General features: G+C 50.3%; 15 protein-coding genes and 1 other annotated feature. All 15 genes read right to left on the bottom strand.

Going from position 1 to position 16,922, the window contains the following annotated elements; translation table 11 throughout:
• Positions 1-10 precede the first annotated feature (10 nt).
• Positions 11-2,089: an elongation factor G gene (gene fusA / locus BN2762_RS00185; RefSeq protein WP_055105069.1), complete on the bottom strand. Its 2,079-nt coding sequence runs from the start codon at positions 2,087-2,089 to the stop codon at positions 11-13.
• Between the two features lie 50 nt (positions 2,090-2,139).
• Positions 2,140-2,610 (bottom strand): 30S ribosomal protein S7, encoded by a 471-nt coding sequence (rpsG, locus tag BN2762_RS00180; protein WP_055105068.1) that lies wholly within the window; start codon positions 2,608-2,610, stop codon positions 2,140-2,142.
• 52 nt (positions 2,611-2,662) lie between these two features.
• Positions 2,663-3,082 carry a 30S ribosomal protein S12 gene (gene rpsL / locus BN2762_RS00175; RefSeq protein ID WP_055105067.1) on the bottom strand — a complete coding sequence of 140 codons (420 nt, stop codon included), beginning with the start codon at positions 3,080-3,082 and terminating at the stop codon, positions 2,663-2,665.
• Between the two features lie 145 nt (positions 3,083-3,227).
• Positions 3,228-3,479, bottom strand: coding sequence for a ribosomal L7Ae/L30e/S12e/Gadd45 family protein (locus BN2762_RS00170; RefSeq protein WP_055105066.1), 252 nt, complete (start codon positions 3,477-3,479; stop codon positions 3,228-3,230).
• Positions 3,480-3,678: 199 nt separating this feature from the next.
• Positions 3,679-7,296, bottom strand: coding sequence for a DNA-directed RNA polymerase subunit beta' (gene rpoC / locus BN2762_RS00165; protein WP_055105065.1), 3,618 nt, complete (start codon positions 7,294-7,296; stop codon positions 3,679-3,681).
• Positions 7,297-7,480: 184 nt separating this feature from the next.
• Positions 7,481-11,026, bottom strand: coding sequence for a DNA-directed RNA polymerase subunit beta (gene rpoB / locus BN2762_RS00160; RefSeq protein WP_055105064.1), 3,546 nt, complete (start codon positions 11,024-11,026; stop codon positions 7,481-7,483).
• A gap of 371 nt (positions 11,027-11,397) precedes the next feature.
• The gene (locus tag BN2762_RS00155) at positions 11,398-11,994 is read right to left on the bottom strand and encodes a class I SAM-dependent methyltransferase (protein ID WP_055105063.1); all 597 of its coding nucleotides are present in this window, start codon (positions 11,992-11,994) and stop codon (positions 11,398-11,400) included.
• A 211-nt stretch (positions 11,995-12,205) separates the two neighbouring features.
• Positions 12,206-12,571, bottom strand: coding sequence for a 50S ribosomal protein L7/L12 (gene rplL, locus BN2762_RS00150; RefSeq protein ID WP_055105062.1), 366 nt, complete (start codon positions 12,569-12,571; stop codon positions 12,206-12,208).
• Positions 12,572-12,640: 69 nt separating this feature from the next.
• A complete protein-coding gene (gene rplJ / locus BN2762_RS00145; protein WP_055105061.1) occupies positions 12,641-13,150 on the bottom strand; it encodes a 50S ribosomal protein L10 in 510 nt (169 codons plus the stop codon).
• A gap of 126 nt (positions 13,151-13,276) precedes the next feature.
• Positions 13,277-13,432, bottom strand: a sequence feature (ribosomal protein L10 leader region).
• A gap of 84 nt (positions 13,433-13,516) precedes the next feature.
• The gene (gene rplA / locus BN2762_RS00140) at positions 13,517-14,209 is read right to left on the bottom strand and encodes a 50S ribosomal protein L1 (RefSeq protein WP_055105060.1); all 693 of its coding nucleotides are present in this window, start codon (positions 14,207-14,209) and stop codon (positions 13,517-13,519) included.
• A 162-nt stretch (positions 14,210-14,371) separates the two neighbouring features.
• Positions 14,372-14,797, bottom strand: coding sequence for a 50S ribosomal protein L11 (gene rplK, locus BN2762_RS00135; RefSeq protein ID WP_055105059.1), 426 nt, complete (start codon positions 14,795-14,797; stop codon positions 14,372-14,374).
• A gap of 75 nt (positions 14,798-14,872) precedes the next feature.
• Positions 14,873-15,406: a transcription termination/antitermination protein NusG gene (gene nusG / locus BN2762_RS00130; RefSeq protein WP_055105058.1), complete on the bottom strand. Its 534-nt coding sequence runs from the start codon at positions 15,404-15,406 to the stop codon at positions 14,873-14,875.
• 23 nt (positions 15,407-15,429) lie between these two features.
• The gene (secE, locus tag BN2762_RS00125; protein WP_055105057.1) at positions 15,430-15,621 is read right to left on the bottom strand and encodes a preprotein translocase subunit SecE; all 192 of its coding nucleotides are present in this window, start codon (positions 15,619-15,621) and stop codon (positions 15,430-15,432) included.
• A 21-nt stretch (positions 15,622-15,642) separates the two neighbouring features.
• Entirely contained in the window at positions 15,643-15,792 is a 150-nt protein-coding gene (gene rpmG, locus BN2762_RS25670) for a 50S ribosomal protein L33 (protein WP_009226622.1), read from the bottom strand.
• A gap of 356 nt (positions 15,793-16,148) precedes the next feature.
• Complete coding sequence (gene sigH / locus BN2762_RS00120; protein WP_392391549.1) at positions 16,149-16,802, bottom strand: RNA polymerase sporulation sigma factor SigH; 654 nt, start codon at positions 16,800-16,802, stop codon at positions 16,149-16,151.
• Between the last annotated feature and the right edge of the window lie 120 nt (positions 16,803-16,922).

The raw sequence follows: 16,922 nt of genomic DNA, 5'->3' as shown, positions 1-16,922 counted from the left end.
GATACAAAAATTATTCTTCGCCTTTATACTTCGAAATGATCTCTTCAGCGATGTTCTTAGGAACTTCTTCGTAGTGGGAAAGCTCCATAGAGAACACACCGCGTCCTTGCGTACCAGAACGAAGCGTTGTTGAATATCCGAACATTTCGGAAAGAGGTACTTTGGCACGGATGATTTGCGCGCTGCCGCGGGAATCCATACCTTCGATACGACCGCGACGGGAGTTCAGCATACCCATAACGTCGCCCATGTACTCTTCCGGAACCGTAACTTCAACTTTCATGATTGGCTCAAGGAGAACAGCTTGACATTTGTCTTTAGCTGCTTTCAAAGCCATGGAACCAGCGATCTTAAACGCCATCTCACTGGAGTCAACATCGTGGTAAGAACCGTCGACGATTGTAGCTTTAACGTCTACAAGCGGGAAGCCTGCGAGAACACCGTTCTTCATAGCTTCTTCGATACCTTGTTGCGCAGGAGCAATATACTCCCGAGGTACCGCACCACCGACGATTTTGCTGTCGAATTGGTTACCTGAACCAGCTTCCAGCGGCTCGAACTCAACCCATACGTGACCGTATTGTCCACGACCACCGGATTGGCGTACGAACTTACCTTCAACGCGCGCAGGAGCTCTGAATGTCTCACGGTAAGCAACCTGTGGTTTACCCACGTTGGTCTCTACCTTGAATTCACGGCGCATACGCTCGATGATGATATCGAGGTGAAGCTCACCCATACCAGCAAGGATCGTTTGACCAGTCTCTTCGTCTGTATGAGCGCGAAGCGTAGGGTCTTCCTCAGTCAATTTGCCGAGGGCAACGCCCATCTTGTCTTGGTCCGCTTTGGTCTTAGGCTCAACTGCGATCTCGATAACCGGATCAGGGAAGTTCATAGACTCCAGGATAACCGGATTCTTCTCATCACACAGTGTATCACCTGTGCCTGTATCTTTCAAACCAACCGCAGAAGCGATATCACCTGCGTATACTTCAGTGATCTCTTGACGGCTGTTTGCGTGCATTTGCAGGATACGGCCGATCCGCTCGCGTTTGCCTTTCGTTGCATTCAGCACGTAAGAACCGGATTGAAGAACACCGGAGTATACGCGGAAGAACGTTAGCTTACCAACGTAAGGGTCAGTCATGATTTTGAACGCCAATGCCGCGAACGGCTCATCATCCGAAGAATGACGCTCAACTTCCGAACCGTCTTCCAGATGACCTTTAATGCTCGGAATATCAATCGGAGCAGGCAGGTAATCTACAACGGCATCCAGCATCAGCTGAACCCCTTTGTTACGGTAGGAAGATCCGCAAATAACTGGGAAGATTTTAACTTCAACAACACCCTTGCGAAGTGCTGCCTTAATTTCGTCGACGCTGATTTCCTCGCCCTCGAGGTATTTCATCGTCAACTCCTCGTCCAGTTCCGCAACCTTCTCAACTAGCTCAGCACGAAGCTCTTCAACTTGTGCTTTGTAGTCTTCAGGAATTTCGGTCTCTTCGATGTTTTGGCCCATGTTGTCTTTATAGATGTACGCTTTCTCAGCAATAATGTCGATGATCCCGACAAAATTGTCCTCTGCACCGATTGGCAGTTGAATTGCAACTGCGTTCGCTTGCAGACGCTCGCGCATATCTTTTACAACGTTAAGGAAATCCGCACCGATGATATCCATTTTGTTGACATAAGCAATACGAGGAACGCTATATTTGTCAGCCTGTCTCCATACGGTTTCCGACTGAGGCTCTACACCTTCCTTGGCACTGAACACACCAACTGCCCCGTCCAATACACGAAGAGAACGTTCGACTTCAACAGTGAAGTCGACGTGTCCCGGGGTATCAATGATATTGACGCGGTGACCTTTCCAAGAAGCGGTCGTAGCAGCGGAAGTAATCGTAATTCCGCGCTCCTGCTCTTGCTCCATCCAGTCCATCGTAGCGGAACCCTCGTGGGTTTCGCCAATTTTATGTGTGCGGCCTGTGTAGAACAAGATACGCTCCGTGGTAGTCGTCTTACCGGCGTCAATATGCGCCATGATCCCGATATTACGTGTATTCTTCAAGGAGAACTCTCTTGCCATGAAATTTTCTCCCTTCGAATTATAGATTTATGTTGTGAATCAACCGAATCCTACCAGCGGTAGTGTGCGAACGCTTTGTTCGCTTCGGCCATTTTGTGCGTGTCTTCGCGTTTCTTAACGGAAGCACCCGTGTTGTTGGATGCATCGATAATCTCTGCAGCCAAACGCTCTTCCATCGTTTTCTCTCCGCGGTTGCGGGAGTAGTTTACGAGCCAACGTAGTCCGAGAGCTGTACGTCTCTCAGGTTTTACTTCGATAGGCACTTGGTAGTTGGAACCGCCCACACGACGAGCTTTAACTTCCAATACCGGCATAATGTTTTTAAGAGCTGCTTCAAATACTTCCATCGGGTCATTGCCCGTACGCTCTTGAATAATGTTAAAAGCGTTATAAAGGATGCTTTGAGCAACACCGCGTTTACCGTCGAGCATAATGCGGTTGATCAAGCGCGTAACAAGCTTGCTGTTATACACCGGATCCGGCAATACGTCTCTTTTGGCAACTGGACCTTTGCGTGGCATAGTTATCCCCCTTTCAGTGTTTATTCAAACCTATAAAACTAAGACTAGCTAATTATTTTTTTGCTTTTGGACGTTTTGCGCCGTATTTGGAACGAGCTTGCATACGGTTGTTCACTCCAGCCGTATCCAGCGCTCCGCGAACGATATGATAACGTACCCCTGGAAGGTCTTTGACCCGGCCACCGCGAATCAGCACGACACTGTGCTCTTGCAGGTTATGTCCGATCCCTGGGATGTAAGCAGTCACCTCAACACGGTTCGTCAAGCGAACACGCGCGTATTTACGAAGTGCAGAGTTCGGTTTCTTAGGAGTCATTGTCCCTACCCGAGTGCATACACCACGTTTTTGAGGAGAATTCAATTCGGTAGCTTCGCGTTTGAGTGCGTTAAAACCTCTGTGCAATGCTGGAGATTTGGATTTGTAAACTTTGTCTTGACGACCTTTACGTACCAATTGGTTAATTGTTGGCATGTTGTTGCCACCCCCTTCCTCAGTAATAAGTTGTTTCTTTACAAACCTTCTTGTTAAGCCCACAGACCCAGGCGGTTCATAAAAGAACAAAGGAAAAGTTTTTGCCGAAAGGATTGCCCTGCATCAGCAAAAACGATTTCTCAAGCTATCTCTTTACAATCGCAGCCATCGCTGCTCCTACTTCAATCCCGCAGGCTTTGCCGAGATTGTGCATCGTATCCACATAGGTCAACTTGACTCCATGTTGGCTACACAGAGCGATAATCTTCGATGTAATGCGCGGATCTGCATCTTCAGCCACATATACTTCTTCGGCACTGCCGAGCTCTATAGCTCGCAGCGTTTGCTTCGTGCCGATTTTGACATGAGCGTCCTGTAGCCCTCTATCGTTAGACATCATAAAGTCCTCCAATTTACAGGGATTCACCGTACTCACGCACTTTGATATATTAGCATTTTGCAATAGGCGATGTCAAGCAGTTTATTTGCATAAACATTTGCCGTCTATGACTTCCTGCTTCAGGCCCGATATTCCCGGATAGTTCAAAATAACGGTGCAGCCGAGTTGCTCCGGCTGCACCGCATCTCCACGCTATCTATTCAACCGATACCGGCTGCTCTTGGCTTTCCTCTGCAGCTTCGGCATTTTCCGGCTCTTCGAACTGTACACTGCGGTAACGGTTCATGCCTGTACCGGCCGGAATCAGCTTACCGATAATGACGTTCTCTTTCAGGCCTAGCAGTTTATCTACTTTGCCCTTGATCGCGGCATCGGTAAGTACCCGTGTCGTCTCCTGGAAGGAAGCGGCCGACAGGAAGGAATCCGTCTCGAGCGATGCTTTCGTGATCCCGAGGAGAACAGGTTTGGCCACAGCCGGCTCCTTGCCGGACAGAATGGCTTCCTTGTTCGCCATCTCGTATTCGTATAGATCGACGAAGGCGCCCGGCAGAAGAGGCGTATCCCCTGCATCCACAATGCGGATCTTGCGAAGCATTTGCTTGATCATAACCTCGATGTGTTTATCGTTGATCTCAACGCCTTGGTTACGATATACGCGTTGAACTTCCTGCAGAATATAGTTCTGCACGCCGCGGATTCCCTTGATGCGCAGAATCTCTTTCGGGTCGATGGAACCGTCGGTCAGCTCGTCGCCCGCTTCGATTTCCTGGCCTTCGCTGACGCGCAGGCGGGAACCGTAGGTCACGGAATAGACCTTCGTCTCAGCTTCGCCTTGAACCTCGATTTCCCGGCGGTCCTTGGCTTCGCGGATTTCCTTGATTACGCCGTCAATTTCACTGATCGTGGCTTGACCTTTCGGGTTACGCGCCTCGAACAGTTCCTGAATACGCGGCAAACCTTGGGTAATATCGTCTCCGGCAACGCCCCCGGTGTGGAACGTACGCATCGTGAGCTGGGTTCCCGGTTCACCGATGGATTGGGCGGCGATAATCCCGACCGCTTCACCGATCTCGACATGCTTGCCTGTCGCCAGGTTACGGCCGTAGCACTTCTTACATACGCCATGACGCGCGCGGCAGCTCAGCACGGAGCGGATTTGCAGCTTCGTTACGCCGGCATTGACAACTTCATGCGCTTTGTCGGAATCGATCAGCTCGTTGCGGTGAACGATGATCTCTCCCGTCTCCGGATGCTTGATCGTCTCGAAGGAATAGCGTCCTTCAATACGGTCATACAGATCCTCGATAACCTCTTTGCCGTCCTGAATGACACCGACGGTGAAGCCTTTGTCCGTGCCGCAGTCTTCCTCGCGGACGATAACGTCTTGCGCTACGTCGACAAGGCGGCGAGTCAGGTAACCGGAGTCAGCGGTCCGCAGCGCGGTATCCGCCAGACCTTTACGCGCACCGTGCGTCGACAGGAAGTACTCGAGGACGGTAAGGCCTTCGCGGAAGTTCGATTTGATCGGAAGCTCGATGATCCGCCCGGACGGGTTAGCCATCAGCCCCCGCATACCGCCGAGCTGGGTAATCTGCGACTTGTTCCCCCGTGCTTTGGAGTCGACCATGAGCATGATGGAATTAAAGCGATCCATCGATTTCATGAGCACGTCGGTAATTTGATCCTTCGATTTGGACCAGATATCAATAACACGGTCATAGCGTTCTTCGTTCGTAATCAGACCACGGCGGTACTGATTCGTAACGACGCGGACCTTCTCATCCGACTCACGCAGGATTTCCTGCTTGGCGTCCGGAACGACAACGTCGGATACGGCGATACTAACCCCTGCACGAGTAGAGTAAGTGAAGCCCGTTTGCTTGATTCTATCGAGAATAACCGACGTTTCCGTCGTATGGTATATTTCAAAGCAGCGGCCAATGATTTCCCCGAGGTACTCTTTACCGATCCCCCCGGTTTGCGGCACGGCCATAATGCGATCTAGAACGTCGGCGCCTTTGTCATAGATAAAGTAATGATCCGGCGTACCTTGGAACAGGTTCTTACGCGACGGCTCGTTGATGTACGGGAAGCTGGCTGGGAAAATTTCGTTGAAAATAATCCGGCCGATCGTCGTCACGAGCAGGGCGTTTTGCTGCTTCTCGGTAAATCCTGTCTTGCCTAGCGCCTTCGCCGGAATGGCTACGCGGGCATGCAGGGATACCGTACCCCGCTGATAAGCGGACACTGCTTCATGAGTGGACGCAAGAATCATTCCCGTTCCCTTAGCTTCCTTATCATCCATCGTCAGGTAATAGGAGCCGAGGACCATATCCTGCGAAGGAGTAACAACCGGCTTGCCGTCTTTCGGGTTCAGGATGTTGCCGGAAGCAAGCATCAGAATCCGGGCTTCCGCCTGTGCTTCCGCACTTAGCGGCACATGCACCGCCATCTGGTCTCCGTCGAAGTCCGCGTTATAAGCAGTACATACGAGCGGGTGCAGACGGATTGCGCGGCCTTCAACCAGGATCGGCTCGAAGGCCTGAATTCCCAGACGGTGAAGCGTAGGCGCGCGGTTAAGCAGAACCGGATGCTCTTTAATGACTTCTTCAAGCACGTCCCATACCTCTGGGCTGACGCGTTCAACTTTGCGTTTCGCACTCTTGATATTATGAGCCAGGCCTTTATTGACCAGTTCTTTCATAACGAACGGCTTGAACAGCTCCAGCGCCATTTCCTTCGGCAGACCGCATTGGTACATCTTCAGGTAAGGGCCTACGACGATAACGGAACGACCGGAATAGTCAACCCGTTTACCGAGCAGGTTCTGACGGAAGCGTCCTTGCTTACCCTTCAGCATATGGCTGAGGGATTTAAGCGGACGGTTGCCAGGTCCAGTTACCGGACGGCCGCGACGGCCGTTATCGATCAACGCGTCAACCGCCTCCTGCAGCATCCGCTTCTCGTTCTGCACGATAATATCCGGCGCACCGAGATCAAGCAGGCGCTTCAAACGGTTGTTGCGGTTAATCACGCGGCGATACAGGTCATTCAAGTCAGAAGTCGCAAAACGGCCGCCATCCAACTGAACCATCGGACGAAGCTCCGGCGGAATAACCGGAAGCACGTCAAGGATCATCCATTCCGGCTCGTTGCCGGAGTTCCGGAACGCTTCGATAACTTCGAGGCGCTTGATCGCACGGTTACGGCGTTGGCCTTGCGCAGTGCGCAGCTCTTCCTTCAAGAATTCAAGCTCTTTGTCGATATCGAGATCCTGAAGCAGCTTCTTCACCGCCTCAGCACCCATGCCTGCCTGGAAGCCGTAGCCGTACTTCTCACGGTAGCTGCGGTATTCCTTCTCGGACAGGAGCTGTTTTTTCTCCAGCGGCGTCTCGCCTGGATCTGTTACAACATACGATGCAAAGTAAATAATCTCTTCCAATGAACGCGGCGACATATCGAGCGCCAGACCCATACGGCTCGGAATCCCTTTGAAATACCAAATATGGGATACCGGAGCGGCCAGCTCAATATGACCCATACGCTCACGGCGAACTTTAGCTCTGGTTACTTCGACGCCGCAGCGATCGCAGACAACGCCTTTATAACGGACACGCTTATACTTACCGCAATGACATTCCCAGTCTTTGGTCGGGCCGAAAATTTTCTCGCAGAACAGCCCTTCCTTTTCCGGTTTTAGCGTACGGTAGTTGATCGTTTCCGGTTTCTTCACTTCTCCGCGGGACCAAGAACGAATTTTGTCTGGGGAAGCAAGCCCAATTTTCATAAACTCGAAGTTGTTGACGTCCAACAAGGAGCATCCCTCCTTAACCAAGTCCTGATTTTAGCATTCTACACAGATCAAAATACACTGAATACGTTCGTCTATTCGATCCATCTGTCTAGGGAAATATCGGCCTCCCAAAGGTAGGCCGATAATCCAGGCAGGCAGCTTCCGCTGCGGTTATCATTATCACGTGGCGGCAATCCGCCAGGTGTTATTCTACGCCGACTTCCGCGCCTTCCAGATTCAGGCTCAGTTTATCTCCAGTCGCGTCATCTTCATCGTCGATTTCCTTCATCTCGATCTCTTCTTCGTTCTCGGTCAGGATTTTGACGTCCATACCCAAGCTTTGAAGCTCCTTGATCAAGACCTTGAACGATTCAGGTACGCCCGGCTCTGGCACGTTCTCGCCTTTGACGATGGACTCATAGGTTTTCACCCGGCCAACCACGTCATCGGACTTGACGGTAAGGATCTCCTGAAGCGTATAAGCCGCGCCGTAAGCTTCGAGCGCCCACACCTCCATCTCCCCGAACCGCTGGCCGCCGAACTGAGCTTTACCACCGAGCGGCTGCTGTGTAACCAGCGAGTAAGGACCCGTAGAGCGAGCATGGATTTTATCGTCAACCATGTGCGCCAGCTTAATCATATGCATGACGCCAACGGTAACTTCACGTTCAAATCTTTCACCGGTTCTTCCGTCGTAAAGCACGGTTTTACCATTGCGCTGCATGCCGGCTTCTTCCATCGTATCGAATACATCATATTCGTTCGCACCGTCGAATACCGGTGTAGCGACGTGAATGCCGAGCTGAAGCGCGGCCATGCCGAGATGAATCTCGAGCACCTGCCCGATGTTCATCCGGGAAGGAACCCCTAGCGGATTGAGCACAACCTGTACAGGCGTGCCGTCCGGCATGAACGGCATGTCTTCCTCCGGCAGAATACGGGCTACGACACCCTTGTTACCGTGGCGTCCGGCCATCTTGTCGCCTTCGGAAATTTTACGTTTCTGTGCGATGTAGACGCGAACGAGCTGGTTCACGCCCGGCGGCAGCTCGTCGCCGTTCTCGCGCGTAAACACCTTGACGTCAACCACGATTCCGTCCGTTCCGTGAGGAACGCGCAGAGAGGTGTCGCGAACTTCGCGCGCCTTCTCGCCGAAGATGGCGTGCAGCAGGCGTTCTTCTGCCGTCAGCTCCGTAACGCCCTTCGGCGTAACCTTGCCGACGAGAATATCGCCAGCGCTGATCTCCGCACCTACACGGATAATTCCGCGCTCATCCAGATTGCGGAGCGCTTCTTCCCCGACGTTCGGAATATCGCGGGTAATCTCCTCAGGTCCCAGCTTCGTATCGCGGGCTTCGGACTCATATTCTTCAATGTGAATGGAAGTATACACATCTTCCTTCACCAGCTTCTCGCTAAGCAGAATCGCATCCTCGTAGTTGTAGCCTTCCCAAGTCATGAAGGCAACGACAACGTTCCGGCCCAGCGCCAATTCGCCCATTTCCGTAGACGGTCCGTCTGCCAGGATATCGCCCTTCTTGACGACGTCTCCCCGCTTGACGATCGGACGCTGGTTAATGCAGGTTCCTTGGTTCGAACGCATAAATTTGTGTAATTTATATTTAACAAGGTCACCGCGCACTTCCTTGCCGTCTATGACCTCGACGCGGCGCAGCCAAATCTCATTCGCTGCGGAGCGTTCGATAATTCCATCGTATTTGGACACAATACATACACCGGAATCCTTGGCGGCCTTATGCTCCATTCCCGTGCCCACCAGCGGGGCTTTTGGAATTAGAAGCGGTACCGCTTGCCGCTGCATGTTCGAGCCCATCAGCGCACGGTTGGAGTCATCGTTCTCCAGGAACGGGATCAGCGCAGTTGCTACGGAAACAACCTGCTTCGGCGATACGTCCATGTAGTCGACGCGATCGCTTGGCATCGTCAGGATGTTATCCGACTGCTTGTTGTAACGGACAATGACGTTCTCATCCTGGAACGTATTATCTTCGTTAAGGATCGCGTTCGCTTGGGCAATGACGTAGTTATCTTCCTCATCAGCCGTCAAATAAGCAATTTGATCGGTAACTTTCCCTGTCTTCGGATCGACCCAGCGGTACGGAGCTTCGATGAAGCCATACTCATTGATCCGGGCGAACGTCGAGAGGGAGTTGATCAGTCCGATGTTCGGACCTTCCGGCGTCTCGATCGGACACATCCGGCCATAGTGACTGTGGTGAACGTCGCGAACCTCGAAGCCTGCGCGCTCACGAGTCAGACCGCCGGGCCCGAGCGCGGACAGACGGCGCTTATGCGTCAGCTCTGCGAGCGGATTCGTCTGGTCCATGAACTGGGACAGCTGCGAGCTTCCGAAGAACTCTTTAATCGAAGCGATCACCGGACGGATATTGATCAGCGCCTGCGGCGTAATCACGTTCGCGTCCTGAATGGACATTCTCTCGCGCACAACGCGCTCCATCCGGGACAGACCGATGCGGAACTGGTTCTGCAGGAGCTCGCCGACAGAACGCAGACGACGGTTCCCCAAATGGTCGATATCGTCCGTGTTGCCGATGCCATGCAGCAGGTTCAGGAAATAGCTGATCGACGAAATGATATCGGCCGGCGTAATGTGCTTGACCGATTTGTCGATATTGCGGTTGGCAATAACTTTGACGACCTTGCCGTCTTCGATCGGCGAGAAAATATCGATCGTTTGGAGAGGCACATCCACCGCATCAAGAACACCGTTAGACACATGATAGTTCTTAAAGCCGACGCTCTCCTCCAGGTAAGGAAGGATCTCGTCCAACAGGCGGCGGTCAACAACTTGACCCGCTTCGGCAATAATCTCGCCCGTCTTCGTATCAATCAGGCTCTCAGCGAGACGCTGATTGAAGAGGCGGTTCTTGATATGAAGCTTCTTGTTGATTTTGTAACGGCCGACATTGGCCAGGTCATAGCGTTTTGGATCAAAGAAACGAGCCACCAGCAAGCTCTTTGCGTTATCAAGCGTCGGAGGTTCACCCGGACGGAGGCGCTCGTAAATCTCAATCAGCGCTTTCTCCGTGGAATCCGTGTTGTCTTTGTCCAGGGTATTGCGGATATATTCATCATTGCCCAGCAAATCCAGAATCTCGGCATCCGTACCGAAGCCAAGCGCGCGCAGCAGCACAGTTACCGGAATTTTACGAGTACGGTCGATCCGGACATAAATAATGTCCTTCGCGTCCATCTCGAGCTCCAGCCATGCGCCGCGGTTTGGAATTACTGTAGCGGTATACGTTTTTTTGCCGTTCTTATCGATTTTCGTGCTGAAATAGACGCTGGGAGAGCGCACCAACTGGCTGACAATAACCCGTTCCGCACCGTTAATAATAAAGGTGCCGGTTTCCGTCATCAGCGGGAAATCTCCCATAAACACTTCCTGCTCTTTGACTTCGCCGGTTTCTTTGTTAATCAGCCGGACTTTGACCCGAAGCGGAGCCGCATACGTCACATCGCGTTCCTTCGCATCGTCAACCGTATACTTCGGTTCGCCGAGGCTGTAATCGATAAATTCCAACACCAAATTCCCGGTAAAATCCTGAATTGGCGAAATGTCCTGGAACATCTCCCGGAGACCTTCCTCCAGGAACCAATCATAGGATTTTTGTTGGATTTCGATCAGGTTCGGAACTTCGAGTACCTCGTTAATTCGTGCATAACTTCGCCGAGTGCGTCGACCATATTGAACAAGATGTCCTGCCAACTTATACTCACCCCTCATGTCTACTCACTTTAAAAAAAATACATTGCGAACCCGTGTTTGCACCTATATAATAGGTTCAAGGCGGATTGCAGCTGCTGCACAAATAAAGAAAAGCCCTTATCGAATGCTTTCGAAAAAAGAGCACCATTATCCGTGTCATTTCTGCCTAATATCCCCCGTATTCAGTAGATTTGCCTAAAATGTACACATTATACGTAAAACAGCATGATTTTATGCATTGTTCCGTAAAAATCCCTTGACATTTCAGCAAACTAAAGTCACAAAGGGCATCCTAATACTGACATTTTATAATAATATCACAACCAGCATTTTGAGTCAACTGTTTTTTCTTATGATTACCGAGAATAGATTTACTTTATCGCTCGGTAAACTCTGTACCCCTTATCCTTAGTCACTTCCTCAACCTGTCCAAACAAGGACTCCAGCTTCTGCTTCGCCGACGGAGCTCCCTGCTTCTTCTGAATGACGATCCACAAGGATCCTCCCTTACGCAGCCGCTCGCAGGCCCCTTCAAAGATGGAGTGAACGACCTCTTTGCCAGCACGTATCGGCGGATTGGTCAGAATAACGTCGAATTGCTGTTCTTCTAACGCCGCGAACAGATCGCTTTCCACGATCGTTACGTTGGCAACTTTATTGTTCGCCGCATTTTCTTTGGCAAGCTCGACCGCTCTCTGGTTGACGTCAATCATCGTAACATGGCCGCGAGGGGCAAGCTTAGCTGCCGTAAGCCCGATGGGACCGTAGCCGCAGCCTACGTCAAGCACCTGCGCAGCTTCGGGTATATCTACAGCTTCAATCAACACCCTGCTCCCGTAATCAACGCCTCCTTTGGCGAAGACCCCGGCATCGCTAATGAAGCTGAACTTATGCCCGCGCAGCTGGGTATCCCAACTTTTCCGGTCATGTGCCGTAGAAGGTTGATTGGTATAATAGTGATCTGCCATCTGGCCTACCTCCACCTGATCTGCTTGTCAGCGAAATCTCATATCCATACTTACGGCTTAATCGCCGCAGGCTGTACATCCATTTTAACCGATTTCCCCTTCATTTTACCAATCGGCAGCGAAGCGAAATTCCTCGATTTAAAACCCGATATACTTGCAAACAACCCCCTTGAACTTGGTTCAAGGGGGTTGTCACAGGAGAAGCAAAGAACTATTTCAGTTCTACAGTTGCGCCTGCTTCTTCCAATTTTGCTTTCACAGCTTCTGCTTCTTCTTTGCTTACTTTTTCTTTCAATGGTTTTGGAGCATTGTCAACGAGTTCTTTCGCTTCTTTCAGGCCAAGACCTGTGATTTCGCGAACGATTTTGATAACGTTGATTTTGGATGCGCCAGCGTTAGCCAGAACTACATCAAATTCGGATTGCTCAGCAGCTTCAGCACCGCCACCGCCACCGCCAGCTACAACAACAGGAGCTGCTGCAGTTACGCCGAATTCTTCTTCGATTGCTTTAACCAGGTCGTTCAGTTCAAGAACGGACATGCCTTTGATCGCTTCTAAAATTGTTTCTTTGCTCATGGTAGAACCTCCATTTTATATTGATAATAGTTAAATTTCATTCGTTAACTGACTGTATAACAACCGCGCTTACGCGCTTGCGCTGCCCTCTTCTTTCTCTGCAACGGCTTTGACTGCCAGTGCGAAGTTGCGAACTGGAGCTTGAAGCACGCTGAGGAGCATCGAAAGGAGACCTTCGCGGGAAGGAAGATCCGCGAGCGCTTTGATTTGGTCGACGCCAACTACACGGCCTTCAACCACGCCACCTTTTACTTTAAGCGCATCGTTCTTCTTAGCGAACTCGCTGATGATTTTAGCCGGAGCTACTGCATCTTCAGTACTGAACGCGATCGCTGTAGGACCAGTCAATACCTCGTCCAGTTCAGTAAGTTCCGCAGCCGCAGTTGCGCGGCGAACGAGCGTATTTTTCAATACTTGGAATTCTACGCCAGCCTCACGAAGCTGTTTACGCAGTTCCGTAACTTGAGTAACGTTAAGTCCGCGGTAATCAGCAACAACGGTCGTTGCGCTCTCGCGAAGCTTAGCTGTAACCACGTCAACGGCTTCCTGCTTTGCTTGAATTACTTTTGCGTTTGCCAAACTGTACACCTCCTGATAGATATGCTGGGCACGGACCGGATGAATCCGGCTCACGTCCCCCCGTAGCGAAATCAACCTCGCTCTAGAAAGACTTTTAAAGGATCCGGCGGTCATCACTCTCCGCCTTAGACCATTAAAAAAGCCTCCGTAGAATCACGAAGGCCTGATGAATCATCATTCCACTAGTACACTAGCAGCATGTTGACGTTCTATCATAACACCTCGGTAGGAAATTAAGCCTTGCAGGGCACCTACTGTCTACGGTAAGCATATTCAAATTTAATTTCTGTCCAAGACAACTTGTTCAGTATACCAAGGGATCGCACATATGTCAAACCCTTTCCTACTCGAAACTCGCGGGAGGTATTATCTGAACGCAGCTGCGTTAACGCGAGCACTTGGTCCCATCGTGGAAGATACCGCGATGTTCTTCAAGTAAACACCTTTGGCAGCAGCCGGTTTAGCCCGGTTCAATGCGTCGATGAGAGCCTTAAGGTTCTCGTTGAGCTGTTCGGCGCTGAAGGATACTTTGCCGATCGGCGCATGAATTTGGCCTGCTTTATCCAAACGGTATTCGATTTTACCCGCTTTGATTTCTTGAACCGCTTTTGCTACGTCAAACGTAACTGTGCCGGCTTTAGGGTTAGGCATTAGGCCTTTACCGCCGAGCAAGCGTCCCAATTTACCAACTTCACTCATCATGTCTGGTGTCGCTACGCAGACGTCGAAGTCGAACCAGCCTTGTTGAATTTTGTTGATCATATCTTGATCGCCAACGTAGTCCGCTCCAGCCGCTTCCGCTTCCTTCGCTTTCTCACCTTTGGCGAATACCAATACGCGCTGCGTCTTACCCGTGCCGTGAGGCAGGACAACGATACCGCGAACGGCTTGGTCTTGTTTACGTGGGTCTACGCCCAAACGAACTGCTACTTCAACGGTTTCGTCGAATTTAGCGCTTGCCGCCTTCTTTACCAATTCAACGGCTTCGGAAGGCTCATAAGTTGCTTCGCTGTCGATCAGCTTGGCAGCTTCAAGGTATTTCTTACCGTGTTTAGCCATGAAAATTTTCCTCCTTGTGTGGTGTTAGCGGAAATTCCTCCCACTGGTCTCTAAGCTACATAGTTGCCCTAAGCCAACTTGTAATTTAGAGGCAACTTCAGTTGCTAATATCATGCATCTCTTAGCTGTCGCGCAACCTTCATTGCTTGATCGCCCCAAGAATTAGTCTTGGATAGCGATGCCCATGCTGCGAGCAGTACCTTCGACCATACGCATAGCCGCTTCAACCGAAGCCGCGTTCAGGTCTTGCATTTTTTGCTCTGCAATTTGACGAACTGTGTCGCGTTTTACAGTAGCTACTTTCTTCTTATTCGGTTCACCGGAGCCTTTCTCGATCTTCGCAGCAACGCGAAGCAGAACAGCAGCTGGCGGAGTCTTGGTGATGAACGTGAAAGAACGGTCTTCAAACACCGAGATTTCAACCGGAATAATCAAACCTGCTTGATCGGCAGTACGTGCGTTAAACTCTTTACAGAATGCCATGATGTTGACACCTGCTTGACCCAGCGCCGGACCTACCGGAGGTGCAGGATTCGCTTTACCTGCAGGAATTTGCAGCTTTACTACTTTGATTACCTTTTTTGCCATGTGAGACACCTCCTTGCCCTAGTAGTGGTCAACGGGAATTTCTCCCCTCCCACGTGTGAAACCTTCTTAAGAAACCTATATCTTCTCCACTTGAGTGTAATCTAGTTCAAGCGGGGTTTCTCGTCCAAACATGTTGACGTGAACCTTGAGCTTGCTCTTGTCGACGAGAATTTCTTCGATCGATCCGACAAAATTAGCAAACGGGCCAACCTTGATACGTACGGATTCTTTGACTTCGAAATCGATGACCGGCTTCGGTTCTTCCATGCCCATATGCCGCAAAATCTGATCTACTTCTTCAGGAAGCAGCGGAGTCGGTTTGGAACCGGAGCCTGTCGAGCCTACAAATCCCGTAACCCCTGGCGTGTTGCGGACAACGTACCAAGAATCATCGGTCTGGATCATTTCAACCAAGACGTAACCGGGGTAAACTTTACGCATGACGGTCTTCTTCTTCCCGTCTTTGTTCACCACTTCTTCTTCCATCGGAACAAGAACGCGGAATATCTTGTCTTCCATGCCCATGGACTCAACGCGTTTCTCCAAATTGGCTTTGACTTTGTTCTCATACCCAGAATAGGTATGTACTACATACCATCTTTTCTCCATATCAAGCCACCTAAGGACCCTTCTTAAATTATCGCTTCGATCACAGCGGAGATGCCGATATCAAGTACCCAAAAATAAATCGCGACTACTACAATTGTACCGAGCACAATCATCGTATAATTGGTCAGCTCTTTACGATTAGGCCAGCGAACCTTTTTAAGCTCAGCCCAGCTTTCAGAGAAAAAAGAGAACAACGATTTGAAACTTCGTTTCATACGCGACTACACCTCCACAGACTATCTGGTTTCGCGATGAGGAACTTGCTCGTTACAAAACTTGCAATATTTCTTCATCTCCATGCGGTCGGGGTGGTTACGCTTGTTCTTCGTCGTTGTGTAGTTTCTTTGTTTGCAATTCGTACAAGCTAACGTAATAATTACCCGCATGATGTGCACCTCCCGAAGACCTTCATCAAATTTGAGAAGTCTCTTAATTGAGCCTAAACATCAGAAAAACGCAAATTTAGGCCTACCTAAAACACTTTATCATAAGGCCATATCCATGTCAACGAGGCTTCGAGCTTCTCTTTATTCGATTATTAACAGTATAACACATCGTTTTCCAAGATAAACCCTTATCTGAACTTATCCTGCGAAACGCAGCAGCCATCGCTAGCAAACCGGAGTCTCGCAAATTGCTATAAATTACAAATTACATATAAAAAACGACTATAACTATAGTCGTCTTTGCGTTAGCTATTCTATTCAGCCCTGTTGACACAGGCATCGTATTACGGAGCAGCTCACACCGCTCCATCACGAACTTCCAAATATCGTTCCAATTTGCGTTTTACCCGCTGCAGGGCGTTATCAATCGACTTAACATGGCGATCTAAATCCACTGCAATTTCCTGATACGAACGTCCATCCAGATACAGCATCAATACCTTGCGTTCCAAATCGCTTAGAATCTCCGACATTTTATCTTCCAAGCCAACGAATTCTTCCTGGTTGATGATCAGCTCTTCCGGATCACATACCTGGGAACCACAAATGACATCCAACAGCGTCCGATCCGAATCCTCGTCATAAATCGGCTTGTCCAAAGAAACATACGAATTCAGCGGAATATGCTTCTGTCTCGTTGCCGTCTTGATGGCTGTAATGATTTGCCGCGTTATGCATAGCTCGGCGAACGCCTTGAACGAGGCAAGCTTATCGCCTCGAAAGTCCCGGATCGCCTTATATAGGCCAATCATCCCTTCCTGGATAATGTCCTCCCGGTCGGCGCCGATCAAAAAATAGGACCTGGCCTTTGCGCGAACGAAGCTCCGGTACTTGTTAATCAAGTACTCCAGCGCTTCACTGTCGCCTTCGCGGACCGCTTCGACAATGTCTTCGTCACTTTGGATCTCATAGTCAAACCTAACCCACGTCTCGAGATTGACACTCACCACAAATCCCTCCGGCTGCAACGCACGGTGCCCCGTCACTCAGTCAAGTAATACGATCAGTATATATGATGGCGCATATTAGCGTCAACTATAAAAGTACCAAAAGATGTAAAGTCGAACTTT

Source organism: Paenibacillus ihumii, assembly GCF_001403875.1.
Classification (GTDB): Bacteria; Bacillota; Bacilli; order Paenibacillales; family Paenibacillaceae; genus Fontibacillus; species Fontibacillus ihumii.
The sequence above is the reverse complement of the archived record's forward strand: the minus strand, read 5'-3'. Positions and strand labels throughout refer to the sequence as shown.

Coding starts and splice junctions, on each gene's coding strand:
- fusA (WP_055105069.1), bottom strand. CDS start 2,089: ATGGCAAGAGAGTTCTCCTTGAAGAATACACGTAATATCGGGATCATG.
- rpsG (WP_055105068.1), bottom strand. CDS start 2,610: ATGCCACGCAAAGGTCCAGTTGCCAAAAGAGACGTATTGCCGGATCCG.
- rpsL (WP_055105067.1), bottom strand. CDS start 3,082: ATGCCAACAATTAACCAATTGGTACGTAAAGGTCGTCAAGACAAAGTT.
- BN2762_RS00170 (WP_055105066.1), bottom strand. CDS start 3,479: ATGTCTAACGATAGAGGGCTACAGGACGCTCATGTCAAAATCGGCACG.
- BN2762_RS00155 (WP_055105063.1), bottom strand. CDS start 11,994: ATGGCAGATCACTATTATACCAATCAACCTTCTACGGCACATGACCGG.
- rplL (WP_055105062.1), bottom strand. CDS start 12,571: ATGAGCAAAGAAACAATTTTAGAAGCGATCAAAGGCATGTCCGTTCTT.
- rplA (WP_055105060.1), bottom strand. CDS start 14,209: ATGGCTAAACACGGTAAGAAATACCTTGAAGCTGCCAAGCTGATCGAC.
- rplK (WP_055105059.1), bottom strand. CDS start 14,797: ATGGCAAAAAAGGTAATCAAAGTAGTAAAGCTGCAAATTCCTGCAGGT.
- nusG (WP_055105058.1), bottom strand. CDS start 15,406: ATGGAGAAAAGATGGTATGTAGTACATACCTATTCTGGGTATGAGAAC.
- secE (WP_055105057.1), bottom strand. CDS start 15,621: ATGAAACGAAGTTTCAAATCGTTGTTCTCTTTTTTCTCTGAAAGCTGG.
- rpmG (WP_009226622.1), bottom strand. CDS start 15,792: ATGCGGGTAATTATTACGTTAGCTTGTACGAATTGCAAACAAAGAAAC.